This is a genomic window from Brevibacillus sp. BD137, assembly GCF_041644655.1.
Classification (GTDB): Bacteria; Bacillota; Bacilli; order Brevibacillales; family Brevibacillaceae; genus Brevibacillus; species Brevibacillus brevis_D.
Genome location: NZ_JAOTNO010000009.1, coordinates 175,289 through 189,974, shown reverse-complemented (window position 1 = coordinate 189,974; position 14,686 = coordinate 175,289). Strand labels below are relative to the sequence as shown.

Here is a 14,686-nt window from a genome sequence, read left to right as displayed (position 1 = left end):
TCCTCCACCAAATACGAACATATATTCCTATACAAAGAATATACAATCATTGGGTATTTTGCAAGTTTTTCTTCACAAAAAAAAGACCTCATCTATCCGAGGTCTCTCTGCAATCAAGCAGTTAAAATAATTGGCTTCCCCTTCGTTACAACGATGGTGTGCTCGTATTGAGCTACGTAACTCTTATCAGGCGTAATGAGCGCCCAACCGTCCCTGCCATCATCCACATATTCCGTCCCCGTTGAGATGAATGTTTCTATTGCCAACACGAGACCTTCTGTGAGCAAGCGTCTTTCCTTTTTGTCATAGTAATTCAAAATGTAAGCAGGCTCTTCATGCAAGCTTTTGCCGATGCCATGGCCCGTAAGGTTTTTGACCACGGTAAAGCCCTTTTTCCTAGCCTCATGGTGAACAATGCGACCAATTTGGCTTAGCTTTGATCCCGCCTTTGCTGCATCCAATGCCTTGTACAGCGACTCCTCTGCACATTCGCATAAGGATTGCTTCTCAGGCTCACCTTCCCCTACAACAATTGAAGCACCTGTATCGGCGAAATAACCATCCAGTTCCGCCGAGACGTCAATATTGATGATATCGCCATTTTGCAGAACTGTATCATCAGGGATGCCGTGCGCAACAATGTGATTGACACTGATGCATGTATGCCCTGGAAAATCATACGTAATATTCGGTGCAGACCGCGCTCCGTACTTTGCCAAGATCTCTCCGCCAATCCGGTCGAGTTCTTTTGTTGTCACGCCTGCCCGCACTGCTTTGAGCATCGTCTCCCGTGCTTCTGCCACAATGCTACCAATCCGCTTCAAACAAATTAAATCATGTTCATTTTGAATCGACATGTTGTTTCCCTCCTGCCTACGAATGTAATGATTCCTCTACATTGGAACATTTTTCATTGCCAATCGCAACCTGTTGAAAAAACAAAGAACCCCAGAAGCACCCTCTGCGACCTTATCTAGCTTCACCCCAGTCTCTCTACCAAAAACCAAACGACATTGGAAATGAGCAAAGACTGTCCGATTCCAAAACTGAATCCTGTGAAAAAACGCAGCTTGTTATTGCTTGTTCGCCACTTCCAATGTTGGGTAAAGCCATCTATCAGCATGGGCAATAAAAGCAGTCCAATCAAATAGTAAGAGGTCACGATATGCATTCCTGCAAAAACAGGCGCCGGCAGGTATCCAACTAGGATCGAAACACATCTGGCACATAGGGGCATTTTCTTACCACCGATAGAAAAGGAACGATCTGCTCGTCGATGACAGGGAATCCACTGTGTATTGATCATCATCAACTCCCACAATCTGGCTTGCAATCGCAATCTGGTGTATCACAATCCGGACAATCAACGGGAAGATAGCTGCAATCTGGCGAACCATTTTTACGCTTTTTCCGGTTTGTCGAATAATAGAGGATCATGCTAATGAAAACGAGAAGACCAAGTATGAGCAAGACTCCTCCTGTAACATAATCCCCTTGATACAGAAATACGCCTCCCGCAATCCATGCGATCATGCAAAGCGTTAATCCAACAAAAAACAGATACACCCTCTCCCTTCCCTTCTTTCTACGGGAAAGAGTATCTGCAGTTTCAACTGTGCGTTACGTTCGGGCGTGAAGTCATCGACCCTGCTGATTTGTTATAGCGTCCACATATTTATACCGCTCTGTACGTGCCGATGTAAGCCGATAAAAACAACATCCCTTCTCTTTATTTGAAATTGCTTTCGCATTTGTCTCACTTGCGTAAGACCAATACTAAGCTTCAAAAAAGAGAAGGGAATAATAGGAAGATGAGAAGAACGTTACGATTCTAAGCGTTTCGTTTTCTCCGCAGTTGATAATAGGTCACAGCCAGTGCAAGCGCCAAAACCGTCCCCTTGATAATATCGTACGCGTAATACGGCAGATTGAGCATCGTCATGCCGTTGAGCAGCACCCCGATCAGGATGGCTCCCACAAATGTACCGAACACATTTGGCTTCCCTGCTCCAAAAACGGAGAAGCCTACAAAAGCAGCTGCTACTGCATCCATCAGCATGGAGCCGCCGCTACTCACCTGCCCGGTACCGATCCGCGCTGCCAAGAGCATCCCACCCAAGCCTGCAAAAAGAGCAGAAAGCACATAAGCCAAGGTACGATAGCGATTCACAGGAATCCCCGACAGACGAGCTGCTTCCAAATTACCACCTGTCATGTACAGCATCCGCCCCTGTCTCGTATAGGTCAAGTACACATGCGTAATCGCGACAAGTAAAAACGTCAGGATAACCGGAACAGGAACGGAGAGAATTTCTCCTTGGCCCAGCCACAGAAACCATTCCTGGAATTTTCCTGGAGCCTGCGAGCCGTCCTGCATCGGCATGTTTGCGTAGATCGAGTAGCCTTGGGAATACGTCATATGAATGCCGTTGACGATGTAGAGCATCGCCAGAGTAGCCAGCAAATCAGGAATGCGGATTTTTACGACCAGGAAAGCGTTGACCAGCCCGACGAGCAAGCTGAGTACAATCGGAACAACCAAAGTCGTGAAGACTCCTTGTTCGTACCAAACCATCATCGAAGCAGAAACGACCGTGGTCAATGAAACCGTCGATCCTACAGACAAATCAAAGCCTCCGACAATCAGCGAGAACGTAACGCCTATCGCGACAAATGTCACAATCGAGATGGAGCGAAGAATGTCCGTCAGGTTGTCGTACGTGAAGAAATACGGGTTGGTCAGACTGAATAACAACATGACAATGACGATGACTGCAGCCGTTCCGTATTTGTAAACAAAATCAAACAAGCTAAACTTTTTATTTGCCACGTTACTCACCTCCGCTTGCGTAGTACATAATCAGCTCTTGTGTTGCTTCCCCGCGACTCAATTCCTTCACGATCTTGCCCTCGAACATGACGAGAATCCGGTCTGCGATCCCGATGACCTCCTGAAACTCACAGGAGAAATACAGGACGCCCTTTTTCTGCTCGGCAAGATTTCCAATCAGGCGGTAAATATCGCTTTTCGCCCCGATATCCACTCCTTTTGTCGGCTCGTCAAACATAAGGAGGTGAGCGTTTGTATCCAGCCATTTGCCGATCGCGACTTTTTGCTGGTTTCCGCCGCTGAGAAAACCGACCAGCTGCTTGATGTCGGCTGTTTTTACACCAAGGCGCTGCACCAGCTCTTTTGCGTTAGCCGCTTCCGCCCCTCTTTTGATAAAACCGAGCCAGGACTTCTTTTTCAACGAGGAGACAGACAGGTTGTTCTGCACGGACTCTTCTACGAAAATCCCTTCTTTGCGCCTCTCCTCCGGGACGAGTACGATTCCGGCATCGACGGCGTCTTTTGGCGAGCGCAGTTGGATACGTTTTCCATGCAATTGAATGGCTCCAGCCTTTTCCTCATCTGCACCGAAGAGCAATCGGGCGAGCTCAGTCTTCCCTGCCCCGACTAGACCGACGACACCTACGATTTCTCCCTCGCGAACCTGCAAGTCGACTCCGTGTACCTTGCCGCCAGTCACACCTGCTGCCTCAAAAATCGTTTCGCCAATCGGCACTGCAAGCTTCGGGAACTCCTCGTCAAAGCTTTTGCCCAGCATGTTCGCGATCACTTCGTCCATGTTGGTCTTCGCCGTCTCTGTGGTTACGACATGCTGTCCATCGCGCATGATGGTGATCTGATCACAGATTTCAAAGATTTCCGGCAGGCGATGGGAGATATAAATGATCCCGACTCCAGCTTTTTTCAACTGCGCAATAATTTGAAACAGCCGCTCGCTCTCCTTCGTGCTCAACGGCGCTGTCGGTTCATCGAAAATGACATACTTTGCCTTTTGAACGGTCGCCCGTGCAATCAAAATCAATTGCTTTTCCGACAGCGTACATTCTTCGACGAGCATCCTCACCGGAATGGAAAAGCCGAAGTTGTTTAAAATCTGCTCCGTTTCGTTGTACAAGCTCTGCCAGTTGATCAGTCCCTTGGTTTTCGCCTGGACGAGCTGGTCCGCCAATATGTTTTCGGCGACACTCAAATTCGGGATCAAGGCGGTGTCCACTTCCTGATATACACATTGAATGCCCTGTGCTTTGGCGTCCTGCGGAGATTGAATCGACACGGCCTGTCCATCGATGGTGATCGTACCGCCATCTGCCTGATAGGCTCCCGTGAGAATTTTCATCAGGGTACTCTTTCCCGCACCATTCGCTCCGAGCAGTGCGTGAACCTCTCCTGCGCGCACCTCAAAATCGACGGATCGCAGGGCAGGAACCCCAGAAAACTGCTTCGCCATCCCTTTCATCTGCAATGTGGACATTTTTCACACCTCCTGTTAACCTGCGTGTTCCCACCGCTATAAGGAAAAATCCCGTTGACGGATACAGCTCAACGGGAAAAGCCATTTTGGTTCTTACTTGCCCCACTCTTGTACGTATTGGGACAGGTCGCCCATCGTTACTTTTTTATCCTTCGGCAGGTCTTCTTGTTTCACCAGTACTGGGTTCAGCTTCACGTTGTCTGGCACTTGCTCGCCTTTGATTTTTTGGAACACGGTTTGGGCATGAATGCGCCCGATATTGGATGGGTCTACCGCTGCCGTCGCTGCCCACGGAGAGTTTTCTGCCTGGATCATTTGCAAATCCTCATCGCTCAAATCGATGGAGTATACTTTGATTTCCGTACGGCCTGCTTGTTGGATGGCACGTGTCGCCCCTTTGGCAAATTCATCCCAAGCCGCCCATACCGCTGTGATGTCGCCTTTGTTCGGATACTTTTTCAAGATCGCTTCCATCTGCGTTTGTGTATCGAGTGCTGTATTGTTGGTAGCAGAACCGAATGCCGCAATTTCTTTCAAGTCCGGGTATTTCTTCTGGAAAGCTTCATACGTCACTTGGCGTTTTTCCATGGGCGCAAAGCCAGCTACCCAAACTTTTACGATGTTGCCTTTGCCGTTTGTATCTGCCGCCAGCTTCTCCAGGCTCAGCTCAGCCAACTTGTTGTCATCCTGCGCCACAACTGGCACACCCGGAATGTTGATGTCTGTATCAAACAGGACAACCGGGATTTTTTTATCCACGGCCTTTTGCGTGCCCTGCTGCAACGCTTCTGCCGTACCATGATCGATCAGAATGCCATCAAACCTTTGGTTCACAGCCGCATCGAGGTTGGACGCCATTTTTGCCAGATCGGTATCTGCGTTGAATACGGTCAACTCGCCGCCGTTTTTCTCCACCTCTGTCTTCACGCCATTGATATATTGAGCGGAGAACGTCCCTACGTTTTGGCGCATGATCAGTGCGATTCTCTTTGCCTTCTCTCCCGAGGCACCGCCGTTTGTGCTGCCGGTTCCCGTTGTTGCCCCACTGCCGCATGCCGTCACGAGAACAGATGCTGCTAAAACAAGTGATGTGATCAGACCGAGTTTCTTTTTCATTGAGATTTTCCCCCTTTTTTCTTTTTAAAACAGATAACAAGATGAAATTTTTTTGTTTCCCCTCAATCGATTGAAGCTTCTTTTGATTTCACTTTCAAAAAGGAATAAAACTTCGTAGAAGAAGCGCATTTCCAGTCCAAGCGCCTCTGGAGCCCATCTCAGCTTCGGAATAAATGGCGGGGAATTTCAGCTTCACTTATGAAATCCTTCCTGAACCTTCTGCGTTTGAAGCGCTCCCGACATTTCTTCCGAAGCGGACAGTCTTCACTCACAGCGGGGCGGAGGCCGAAGTGTAGACTGGAAATGCGCTTCTTCCCCACGACAGCTACGCAAAAAATCCTCTTTCACAGAGAAAGAGGACAAAAATCGACAAGATTCTCGCCTCTTATCTGTCAGGTATTCTACCTGTTGGAGTTAGCACCTTGGCTCGAAAGAACGGATTCTCTCGTGCTAGGTTGCCGGGCTTCATAGGGCCATTCCCTCAGCCTTCTCTTGATAAGAGTAGTTTCTATTTTCAAAACGTTTGTATAAGTATATACAGAATATAATCTGGCAATTACCTATCTGTCAACTAGGTTTACCGAAAGAATTTTCTTGATAAATATTCCAGTTTCTTCTGTAACATCAAGAGGGATTTTGTTGTGTCTTGTCGAATTATCGTAGATTGATACAAGCCTAGCAAATATTTGCGATGGGGATGCTACATGAGTCTATTAAAAGAAGTTATTCTTCAATGGTTTTTCGCCATTATCCCGTTTGTGTTTTTCAACATTTATTACCGTGACAAAATGAGGAACTACAGCCGTTCCTTTATTGCCATCACCAGCTCAGCCTGCATGTTTCTCGCGATGACCTTCGCCCCGAGTGTCACGAATGGCATGTTTTTTGATATCCGACATGTCATCATATTTTTCGGACTCGTTTATGGCGGAATCGAGATTGCCTTGCTCCTTCTGATTGAATCCTTGGTTTATCGGTACTACCTTGGTGGCGAAGGAACATGGGTTGCCTTGCTGATCCTTACAGTCAATTTTGTGTTGTCACTCTTTTTGTATCGACACTACAAAGCCAGTTATCGGAAAACACTGTATCTTTTTATGACGAGTGCGATTTTTTCTACGGTTGCTTTAGGGACTACTTATTACTTTTTTCCCACGTATGTAACTCAACACCTCGTTTACTACACCATAGCGATTCCTATTCAAAACTTTTTCGGCCTCTGGTTATTAATGTCGCTTTTCAGCAAATGCGTTTCGGATAAGGAGCTGTTTATCCGCCACGCGCAAAACGAAAAAATCCAGACGATGAGCCATGTTGCTGCATCGCTCGCACACGAGGTTCGCAATCCGCTGACAGCAGTCAAAGGATTCTTGAAATTAATACAGGAATCTCCGGAAAATTTAGTAAAAGTCGATCAATACATTCGCATCAGTCTCGATGAAGTTCAACGCACAGAAGCCATTTTGACCGAGTACCTTGCGATTTCCAAGCCGCTCAAGGAACGACATGAGATCATTAATCTTAGCGAGCATTTGCATGCCATCCGCGAGGTGATGCTCCCCTTTGCCAATATGCATAACGTGGAGCTTACGCTGCAAGATTTTGAGAGACCTGTGACGATCAAGGCCAATCCAGACGAGTTCAAGCAAGTGTTGGTGAATTTCATCAAAAATGCTATCGAGGCGTGCTCGGATATTTCGGACGGAAAAGTCTCCCTGGACTTGCTCATCGAGCGAAACAAAGCCCTATTGGTCATCAAGGATAACGGCGTCGGCATGGATGCAGGACAGATTAGCCGTCTCGGAACGATTTACTTTTCTACGAAAACAACTGGGACCGGTCTTGGATTGACGTATTCCTATCATGTCATTCATGCGATTGGCGGAACGGTCAATGTATCAAGTAAACCACGAGTAGGAACCAAGTTCACCATTATGCTCCCGTATAAGGCACAGTGACTTCATGCAATTTTGCAGAGGGACTGTGCCTTTTTCCATTCGATCGCTAATGATGCAACGGGGGTACTTGTGGTTCTTTTTTGTTTTTCAAGGAAAACTGCAATTCATTTTGGCGATTGATCGTCGCGAGAAAGACTTGTTCGGATGCGATCCCCTTTTTCTTCAATTCGTGCGCAAGCCATTGCTCATCGCGTTTCCGGTATGACAGCACGTCCGGATAAATCTTGCCTTCTACAATGACCGGCAGCGACATTCCCGCTGAAGAAGTGTGGATGCCCAAGTCTTGTTTCGTTACGACCTGCTGTTCTACTTTTTTGAGCACAGTCAACCGACCGTTTGCCTCGATAATAGCCAAATCAATCTCTGCCAGGTCAAAAATATCTTTTTCGCGAAGCATATGGAGGACATTATCGAGCGAGTAGCGGATTTTTTTCAAGTTTTTGATGTGAAAAGCCCCGTTGTGGAAAATGACGGTCGGTTCAAATGTTACCATTCTGCCAAACCAGCGAAAGACAATGGACAACTGCGATACGACCCGTTGCAAGACCCCCAATGTCACAATCGCTACTGCAATTGAAATATGCCGGACATCTGGCTCTGCAATGTCAGCTCCGGCCACTGAGCCCAAAGTAATAATGATGATAAAGTCAAAAACAGGTAGCTCCCCAATCGAACGCTTGCCCATGAATAAGGTGATGATCAGTAATAAAGGAATAATCGTACATACGCGCCCGATGACAATCATGGTTTCTCCGAATCCTTCCACGTTTGTCCCTCCCTTCACGCTTTACTATGCAATTTCTGGGAAGGTATTATGCAAAAATACCCATTTGTTTCGAAATAAAAAAGGCCAGTCAAGCCTTTGACAGGCCGCCTAGCCGTTGCGAGGTTTTGAGAGCGACATCCTTTACCCGTTCAATCAAATACTGGAGTCGTTCCTCCTTCAAATCATACGTGACAATTCCAATGCTTAACGCCCCAATTACCTTTTGATTGTAGTCGATCACCGGTGCTGCGACAGAGGCCGTGTTTTCCGTCCGCTCCGCAAAGCTGACCGCATGACCAGCACCTCTGATCTCCTGGAGCTTCTCCATAAAAGCTGGCACCTGCTCTTCACCCACGAGTTGGACGACCGTTTGTCTGGCTTCTTCCACAGGCATGTGGGCCAGCACGACTTTATTGGCCGCACCGATATGCATTGGAATCCGCAAGCCCAACTGGTCGTAGATGCGGATATTGTGCTGACTGTCTACGCGTTCGACGACAATGGATTCGAGTCCGCTAGGTTGACTAAAATAAACACTTTCGTTCACTTCTCTGGCGAGCTCCTCGATCATCGGCTTGATCACCTTCCGATAATCGATCCGATCAAGCACCCGCAAGCCGAACTCCATCCATTTAATCCCCAACGTATATTGCTTGGTCGCAGCATCCTGCTCTACCAGTCCATGCTTCATCAACGTGTACAACAGCCGATAAATGGTACTGACCGGGAGCTGGCATTCCTTCGCTAAATCATTGATCGTCCACCATTTTCTATGTTCATCCGACGAAAGTGCCGTTGCAATCGCCATCGCTCGATCAAACGATTGAATCACGGTCATCCCCCCTTTTCTATCTATCTTCACCTATGAAACTATGTTAAACCATTTGCTCTAATCTTGTGAATCGCAAAAAAACTCCCGAAAGGAATCGCAGATTGACAGTCAGAAATCAGAATGTGTAAACTAATGGTGAACATTTCGAAATATGAATAATATTCTGCAATGTGGAAAAAGGGAGGCAACTATGTTCCAAGGCAGCCAATCCATGGTCAAGAAGATGAAAACCGTCATCATCAAGCATCCCCATCAAGCATTTATCAGTCAAGAACATCTCGATCAATCGTGGAAAACCTTCAACTATACAGACCGCCCTGACTGGGACCGTGCTCTGCATGAATACGCCAAATTCGAATCGATTTTGCGCGAGCATGTGGAAAACGTCCTGCACTTGCCACAATCCGATAAAACCGGACTGGATTCCATTTACGCCCACGACCCGGTGAAATTTACTTCCAAAGGGGCAATCATCCTCAAATCTGGTAAAGAGCTCCGACAGGGAGAAGCAGAAGTATACAAAGCCTTTTTAGAAGAAAACAATATTCCGATCCTGGGACAGCTCACAGGCGATGCCTTGTCAGATGGCGGCGATCTCGTCTGGCTGGATGATAAAACACTCGCGATTGGCCATGGCTTTCGTACGAACGAAGCGGCTATCGTTCAAATTACGGAAATGGTCAAGGATTTCACGGATGAAATCATCGTGGTACAGCTTCCTTATGATCGCGGTCCGGCGGAATGTTTGCATCTGATGTCGATTATCAGCATGGTCGATCGTGATTTGGCAGTCGTCTACTCCAAGCTGATGCCTGTATTTTTCCGTCAACTGCTCATCGACAGAGGCATTCAGTTAATCGAGGTGCCTGATCCTGAGTACGATAATCTCGGCAGTAATGTTCTCGCGCTTGCGCCGCGTGTGTGCATGGTCGTGGCAGGCAACCCGATTACGAAGCAACGCCTTCTCGACGCAGGTGCGACTGTGTACGAGTATGAGGGCGAAGAGATTTCTTATAAGGGAACAGGTGGGCCTACTTGCCTGACAAGCCCGGTGGAACGAATCTAGCCGTTAACAAACTGAACTGCACCTCCATTGTTAGATACCTTTAACGATTGGCGGTGCAGTTTTTCTATGACCAAAAAGTTTCCTTAAGCAAAAACTTTGTTGCCTAGGAAAGAATCTTACCTTAAACTAAAATCATAAGATATCGACTACGTGTACTTTTTTTTACCTTCATTTTTGCCCTAAGCCAACAGTTTGTCCTTAATGAAAAAAGGAGAGTGAACCTCATGCCATCCATCAGTATTCCTTTGTCTGATGCCTTGATTGGTAGCCACATCTGTCTGGATCGTATTGACGTTCAGGGTATACTGCGCAGACGATTGCTGGATCTCGGCTTCGTCCCCGGCAACATCGTGGAAGTCATGCAAAAAAGTCCGTTGGGCGATCCCACTGCCTTTCGGGTAAATAACACGATCATCGCCCTGCGCAAAGAAGAAAGCTCCCTCATATTCGGGGAGTACGTAGGAAGTGACGAAACATGAGTTCATACACCATTGCGTTGGCAGGAAATCCGAATACCGGTAAGAGTACATTATTCAACACATTGACGGGACTTCGCCAACATACGGGAAACTGGGCAGGGAAGACAGTCGTAATGGCTGAGGGAGAATTCTCTCGGGGAAATACGACTTTTCGGATCATCGATTTGCCAGGTACGTATTCCTTGTATTCCAACTCGGCGGATGAAGAAGTGGCGAGAGATTACATTATTTTTGAGCAACCCGATGTCACCATTGTGGTACTGGATGCAACTTCATTGGAACGGAATCTCAATTTGGCCTTGCAGGTGTTGGAAATGACCCCTCGCGTCGTCGTATGCGTCAATTTGATCGATGAGGCGAAAAAGCTGGGCATTCGTATTGATCTGGAAAAAATCTCGCAAAGATTAGGCGTTCCTTGTATCGCCATTTCCGCCAGAAATCATATCGGGATCGAGAATTTGCTCGATCAGGTGGAGAAGGTAGCAAACGGAACCACCGTGCCCACTCCTGTACAGATAACCTACAGTGATCAGATTGAATCCAAGCTGGCACAGTTGGAACCGCTCATCGAGAAAACCTTGGGTAGTCGTTTTCCGACAAGATGGATCGCTCTGCGGTTGTTAGATGGCGATGAGAGTTTGTTGAATACCTTGCGGGAGCGAATGCAAAAGCCAGCAGAGTCTTTCGGAGAGGAGCGCTTGACCCATGGCCAAACCATTTGCCACTAATCCGTCCGATCCACTGGATGCGCTTCTTTCCGTGGCCCGCGCCTCAGTAGCAGGAAGTGAGATTCGGGACACGATTGTAAGTGACATATACCGCACCAGTCGGAGCATTTGTAAGGAAGCTGTGACCTACGAAAACAAGCAAAAGCTGTCTCGCGCATACAAGCTCGATAAAATTGTGACGTCCAAAGTATGGGGCTACCCCATCATGCTGGCGATATTAGGCGCAGTATTCTGGATCACAATTGCAGGTGCGAACGTTCCATCCGGAATGCTTGCCGACATGTTCGGTGTTGTCGAGGGTTATCTGACTGCTGGCTTTCAAGCTGTACACGCACCTGAGTGGCTGCACGGGATTCTGGTTCTCGGATTCTTTCGCGGTACCTCATGGGTTGTCAGCGTTATGCTGCCTCCGATGGCTATCTTTTTCCCAGTCTTTGCCCTGCTCGAGAACTTCGGATATCTGCCGCGTGTAGCGTTCAACATGGATCGTCTGTTTAAAAATGCTGGCGGACACGGAAAACAGGCATTGACCATGTCGATGGGGTTCGGCTGTAACGCAGCAGCCATCCTATCTACCCGAATTATCGAGTCTCCCCGGGAGCGAATGCTGGCGATTCTGACCAACAATTTCGTTCCGTGTAATGGTCGCTGGCCCACACTGATTTTATTGTCTTCTTTATTTATGGCGACCAGCGCGACAAGTGGATGGCAATCTCTGACTACTGCTCTCATTGTAATGGGTATGGTTATTTTTGGAATCGCTATCACTCTTACAGTTTCCTGGACATTATCCAAAACAGCCTTGCGCGGAGTACCGACACACTATACGTTGGAGCTGCCCCCTTATCGCCGTCCTCAGATTTGGAAAACGATCCTGATCTCAAGCAAGGATAAATCGTGGAGCGTGCTGAAAAGAGCCGTCATTGTGGCCGCCCCTGCCGGTATCATCACTTGGGTATTGGGCAATATCTATGTCGGTGGGGACAGCATCCTCGCCCATATGGCTGCCTTTTTTGATCCGTTTGCGCAACTCATTGGTCTGGATGGCTACATTCTCATGGCTTTTATTCTCGGTTTGCCTGCGAATGAAATCGTACTGCCGATCCTTCTGATGGGGTACATGTCCTCCGGTGCCATGGTTGATGTGGAAGGCCTCGACAACATCAAGGATGTCTTCTTACAGCACGGGTGGACTTGGTTAACAGCACTCAATATGATGCTATTCTCTCTGCTTCACTACCCTTGCGGCACTACCTTGTTCAATATTTACAAGGAAACGAAAAGTGTGAAATGGACAGTACTATCCGCACTCATTCCGCTCGCCATTGCGATCGGAGTAACGTTCTTGACTGCCCAGTTGGCAAGAGCACTCGGCTGGGTGTAAAAAACAGTAAAAAGCCTTTGCACAATACCAGACCTCCTGGTTCGTGCAAAGGCTTTCTTATTTCGTAATAGGTATTACACCTTTAAGGGGAAATCTCTCAAACTCAAGTCCGCTCATCTCCAGCTGATACGTATCCTGTTTGGGTACCTCGAAAGTAAGTGAAACGGTCTCCAGGTTCTCTGCGATAATAAAATCCTGGTAGTATCGACCTTCTACGCGCAAGATAATCTCTTCCGGTCTATTATTCGGGATGACGATGAAAAGCTTGCCTTTGTCGTAATACACCTTTTCGATGTTCAGCTTATTCTTTTTGCCAAATGGAATGCTTTGCGGGTATTTGGCATTCCGATCCAGCATGATGTTTTCGCTAATGGACTTATTCGCAGATACCTCGTCGAATCGAAGCTCGAGTTTTTTCGGTACGTCTTCATAGAATAGAGATGGGAAAAACTGTATTGTATACTTGTCGCTGCCTTGAACCCGGGAAGCATCGCCACCTCGAACCCGTTCCAGATTCTCATTAATTCGGTCATCTATTGCCGGATATTCCTTTCCATTCCCATCTACCAGCTTCACATTCTCCAAGCGATACAGCTCGAATCCATCCTGCAAAGTAGCTTCTAGCTCCGCTTCCATTATAGTCGGAGAAGCTATTATCTGGTTTACTTTCAGACTCGTCAACAGACTGTCTGTTTCTAGCACACCATCTACTTCTGCGTCCGGTTGAATTACTTTTTCTGATACAATGACGGACTTTGGCAGGGGCAGCAACAGTTCAGCTACCACTTCATCAGCATCATTCTTGTGCATATCTACAATTTGCACAGGCAAGACGGGCTTCGTCTGATTCATGAACTCCCGCATTTTTTTCTCGTCAATTCGGTAATTCGGTCTGATGATAAGATAATGCACACCATCGATTAATTGAAAATCTTTCGGAGCATGACCTACTTCATTCAGCTTCCCCAAATCTACACGAAGACTCCCATAAAGCATATCGCTTCTTTTCGATTCATCCGGAATCCGTGCAATCTCCTCCATTTTTTCACCGGAGATTAACAGCGTAAACGTAATCCGTCTGTGGTCGACCATAGCATCCCTGATCTGATAAACAAAACCGTCCTTCTCCACTTTCACCTCTGGCAGAATCGGATAACCGTTCTTCAAAGCATGCATAAAGCCTTCATCTGGCGTGATCCATTCAAATACTTCCTGACCTCGCTCTGCACCAGTCAGTCCCCACAAGCTTCCATCGAAGGGCTGAACAATCTGGAGGAAAAAGGTAGCAGCAACTACTACTCCGGCTGCCCAGGAGGTTACTTGCCAGCGACGGCGACGCTTCTCACGCTGAATTTTTGTGAGTACTTCCTGCTCGAATTTCCCCAAATGAAACGGATATTTTTCACGAACGGATTGCTTTGCTGATTGACTCCATTCCCTCCACATGCGATCGTCGCTCATCCTTTTACCTCCTTCGACATGGTTTCCTTCAATTGCTTCCTGGCACGATGCAAACGCGTACGGACGACCTCCTGCGAAACCGCGAGAATGTCCGCCACTTCCGCAATCGACAGGTCTTCGTAATAATGCAGGAGAATAACCTGCCTGTACTTGGGTGCGAGGGATTGAATGTAGGTGACGATCTCTTCCCGCTTCACCCGGTTTAAAATCTCTTCCTCTACCTGATTGTTTGCCTGCCGATCCATCAGGTCGCCCAAATGATCATCCATCGTCGGAAAAATGTTGCGGAATGACCACGACCGAAAATGCTTTTTGCTTTCATTCATCGCGATCTTGTAGAGCCAATGCTTGATCTCTCCGTCCCCGCGGAACTGATCGAGATGTCGATACGCTTGGATAAACACGTTTTGGGTAATATCGTCCGCCAAGGCATGATTTTTTACCGTGAGGCTTACCAGATGAAAAATCTTCTCCCCGTATTGCTGCATCAGCCATTTCAGTCTGGCTTCCCGTGTAACCTCCAGACTCACTGGCATTGTTTCTGCTTCGTTCAACCCGTTCACCTCATCCGTTG

General features: G+C 47.5%; 15 protein-coding genes and 1 riboswitch. Of the genes, 5 read left to right on the top strand and 10 right to left on the bottom strand.

The window, feature by feature from the left end:
• Positions 1-113: 113 nt before the first annotated feature.
• The 6 genes from map to ODZ53_RS19740 form a co-directional block, all read right to left on the bottom strand.
• A complete protein-coding gene (map, locus tag ODZ53_RS19765; protein WP_372679376.1) occupies positions 114-857 on the bottom strand; it encodes a type I methionyl aminopeptidase in 744 nt (247 codons plus the stop codon).
• A gap of 122 nt (positions 858-979) precedes the next feature.
• Complete coding sequence (locus ODZ53_RS19760) at positions 980-1,309, bottom strand: DUF2085 domain-containing protein (RefSeq protein WP_172142214.1); 330 nt, start codon at positions 1,307-1,309, stop codon at positions 980-982.
• Positions 1,309-1,533: a hypothetical protein gene (locus ODZ53_RS19755; RefSeq protein ID WP_372679374.1), complete on the bottom strand. Its 225-nt coding sequence runs from the start codon at positions 1,531-1,533 to the stop codon at positions 1,309-1,311. The genes ODZ53_RS19760 and ODZ53_RS19755 overlap by 1 nt, the downstream gene beginning before the upstream one ends.
• Positions 1,534-1,831: 298 nt before the next feature.
• Positions 1,832-2,830 (bottom strand): ABC transporter permease, encoded by a 999-nt coding sequence (locus ODZ53_RS19750; RefSeq protein WP_372679372.1) that lies wholly within the window; start codon positions 2,828-2,830, stop codon positions 1,832-1,834.
• A gap of 1 nt (position 2,831) precedes the next feature.
• Positions 2,832-4,322 carry a sugar ABC transporter ATP-binding protein gene (locus tag ODZ53_RS19745; protein ID WP_372679370.1) on the bottom strand — a complete coding sequence of 497 codons (1,491 nt, stop codon included), beginning with the start codon at positions 4,320-4,322 and terminating at the stop codon, positions 2,832-2,834.
• 93 nt (positions 4,323-4,415) lie between these two features.
• Positions 4,416-5,438: a sugar ABC transporter substrate-binding protein gene (locus ODZ53_RS19740; protein WP_188066124.1), complete on the bottom strand. Its 1,023-nt coding sequence runs from the start codon at positions 5,436-5,438 to the stop codon at positions 4,416-4,418.
• A 382-nt stretch (positions 5,439-5,820) separates the two neighbouring features.
• A riboswitch (SAM riboswitch) is annotated at positions 5,821-5,940 on the bottom strand.
• Positions 5,941-6,142: 202 nt separating this feature from the next.
• Between ODZ53_RS19740 and ODZ53_RS19735 the strand changes: the two genes are divergently transcribed.
• Positions 6,143-7,396, top strand: a complete 1,254-nt coding sequence (locus tag ODZ53_RS19735; RefSeq protein WP_372679367.1) for an ATP-binding protein — start codon at positions 6,143-6,145, stop codon at positions 7,394-7,396.
• Between the two features lie 46 nt (positions 7,397-7,442).
• On the opposite strand, the gene ODZ53_RS19730 is transcribed toward ODZ53_RS19735, so the two are convergent.
• Both ODZ53_RS19730 and ODZ53_RS19725 read right to left on the bottom strand, forming a co-directional pair.
• Complete coding sequence (locus tag ODZ53_RS19730) at positions 7,443-8,162, bottom strand: DUF421 domain-containing protein (RefSeq protein ID WP_372679365.1); 720 nt, start codon at positions 8,160-8,162, stop codon at positions 7,443-7,445.
• Positions 8,163-8,250: 88 nt separating this feature from the next.
• On the bottom strand, positions 8,251-8,994 hold the full coding sequence (locus tag ODZ53_RS19725; RefSeq protein ID WP_372679363.1) for an IclR family transcriptional regulator: 744 nt from the start codon (positions 8,992-8,994) through the stop codon (positions 8,251-8,253).
• A 190-nt stretch (positions 8,995-9,184) separates the two neighbouring features.
• Here ODZ53_RS19725 and ODZ53_RS19720 point away from each other — a divergent pair, with 190 nt between their 5' ends.
• The 4 genes from ODZ53_RS19720 to ODZ53_RS19705 all read left to right on the top strand — a co-directional run bounded on the left by ODZ53_RS19720 (position 9,185) and on the right by ODZ53_RS19705 (position 12,651).
• Positions 9,185-10,060 carry a dimethylarginine dimethylaminohydrolase family protein gene (locus tag ODZ53_RS19720; RefSeq protein ID WP_372679361.1) on the top strand — a complete coding sequence of 292 codons (876 nt, stop codon included), beginning with the start codon at positions 9,185-9,187 and terminating at the stop codon, positions 10,058-10,060.
• Between the two features lie 224 nt (positions 10,061-10,284).
• On the top strand, positions 10,285-10,539 hold the full coding sequence (locus ODZ53_RS19715; protein ID WP_015893350.1) for a FeoA family protein: 255 nt from the start codon (positions 10,285-10,287) through the stop codon (positions 10,537-10,539).
• The gene (locus ODZ53_RS19710; RefSeq protein WP_372679359.1) at positions 10,536-11,267 is read left to right on the top strand and encodes a FeoB small GTPase domain-containing protein; all 732 of its coding nucleotides are present in this window, start codon (positions 10,536-10,538) and stop codon (positions 11,265-11,267) included. The genes ODZ53_RS19715 and ODZ53_RS19710 overlap by 4 nt, the downstream gene beginning before the upstream one ends.
• A complete protein-coding gene (locus ODZ53_RS19705; RefSeq protein WP_372679357.1) occupies positions 11,245-12,651 on the top strand; it encodes a nucleoside recognition domain-containing protein in 1,407 nt (468 codons plus the stop codon). Before ODZ53_RS19710 ends, ODZ53_RS19705 begins: the two co-directional genes overlap by 23 nt.
• A 57-nt stretch (positions 12,652-12,708) precedes the next feature.
• Here the strand turns inward: ODZ53_RS19705 and ODZ53_RS19700 are convergent, their stop codons facing one another.
• Both ODZ53_RS19700 and ODZ53_RS19695 read right to left on the bottom strand, forming a co-directional pair.
• Positions 12,709-14,112 carry a hypothetical protein gene (locus ODZ53_RS19700; protein ID WP_372679355.1) on the bottom strand — a complete coding sequence of 468 codons (1,404 nt, stop codon included), beginning with the start codon at positions 14,110-14,112 and terminating at the stop codon, positions 12,709-12,711.
• Positions 14,109-14,666 (bottom strand): sigma-70 family RNA polymerase sigma factor, encoded by a 558-nt coding sequence (locus ODZ53_RS19695; protein WP_372679353.1) that lies wholly within the window; start codon positions 14,664-14,666, stop codon positions 14,109-14,111. The genes ODZ53_RS19700 and ODZ53_RS19695 overlap by 4 nt, the downstream gene beginning before the upstream one ends.
• Positions 14,667-14,686 lie beyond the last annotated feature (20 nt).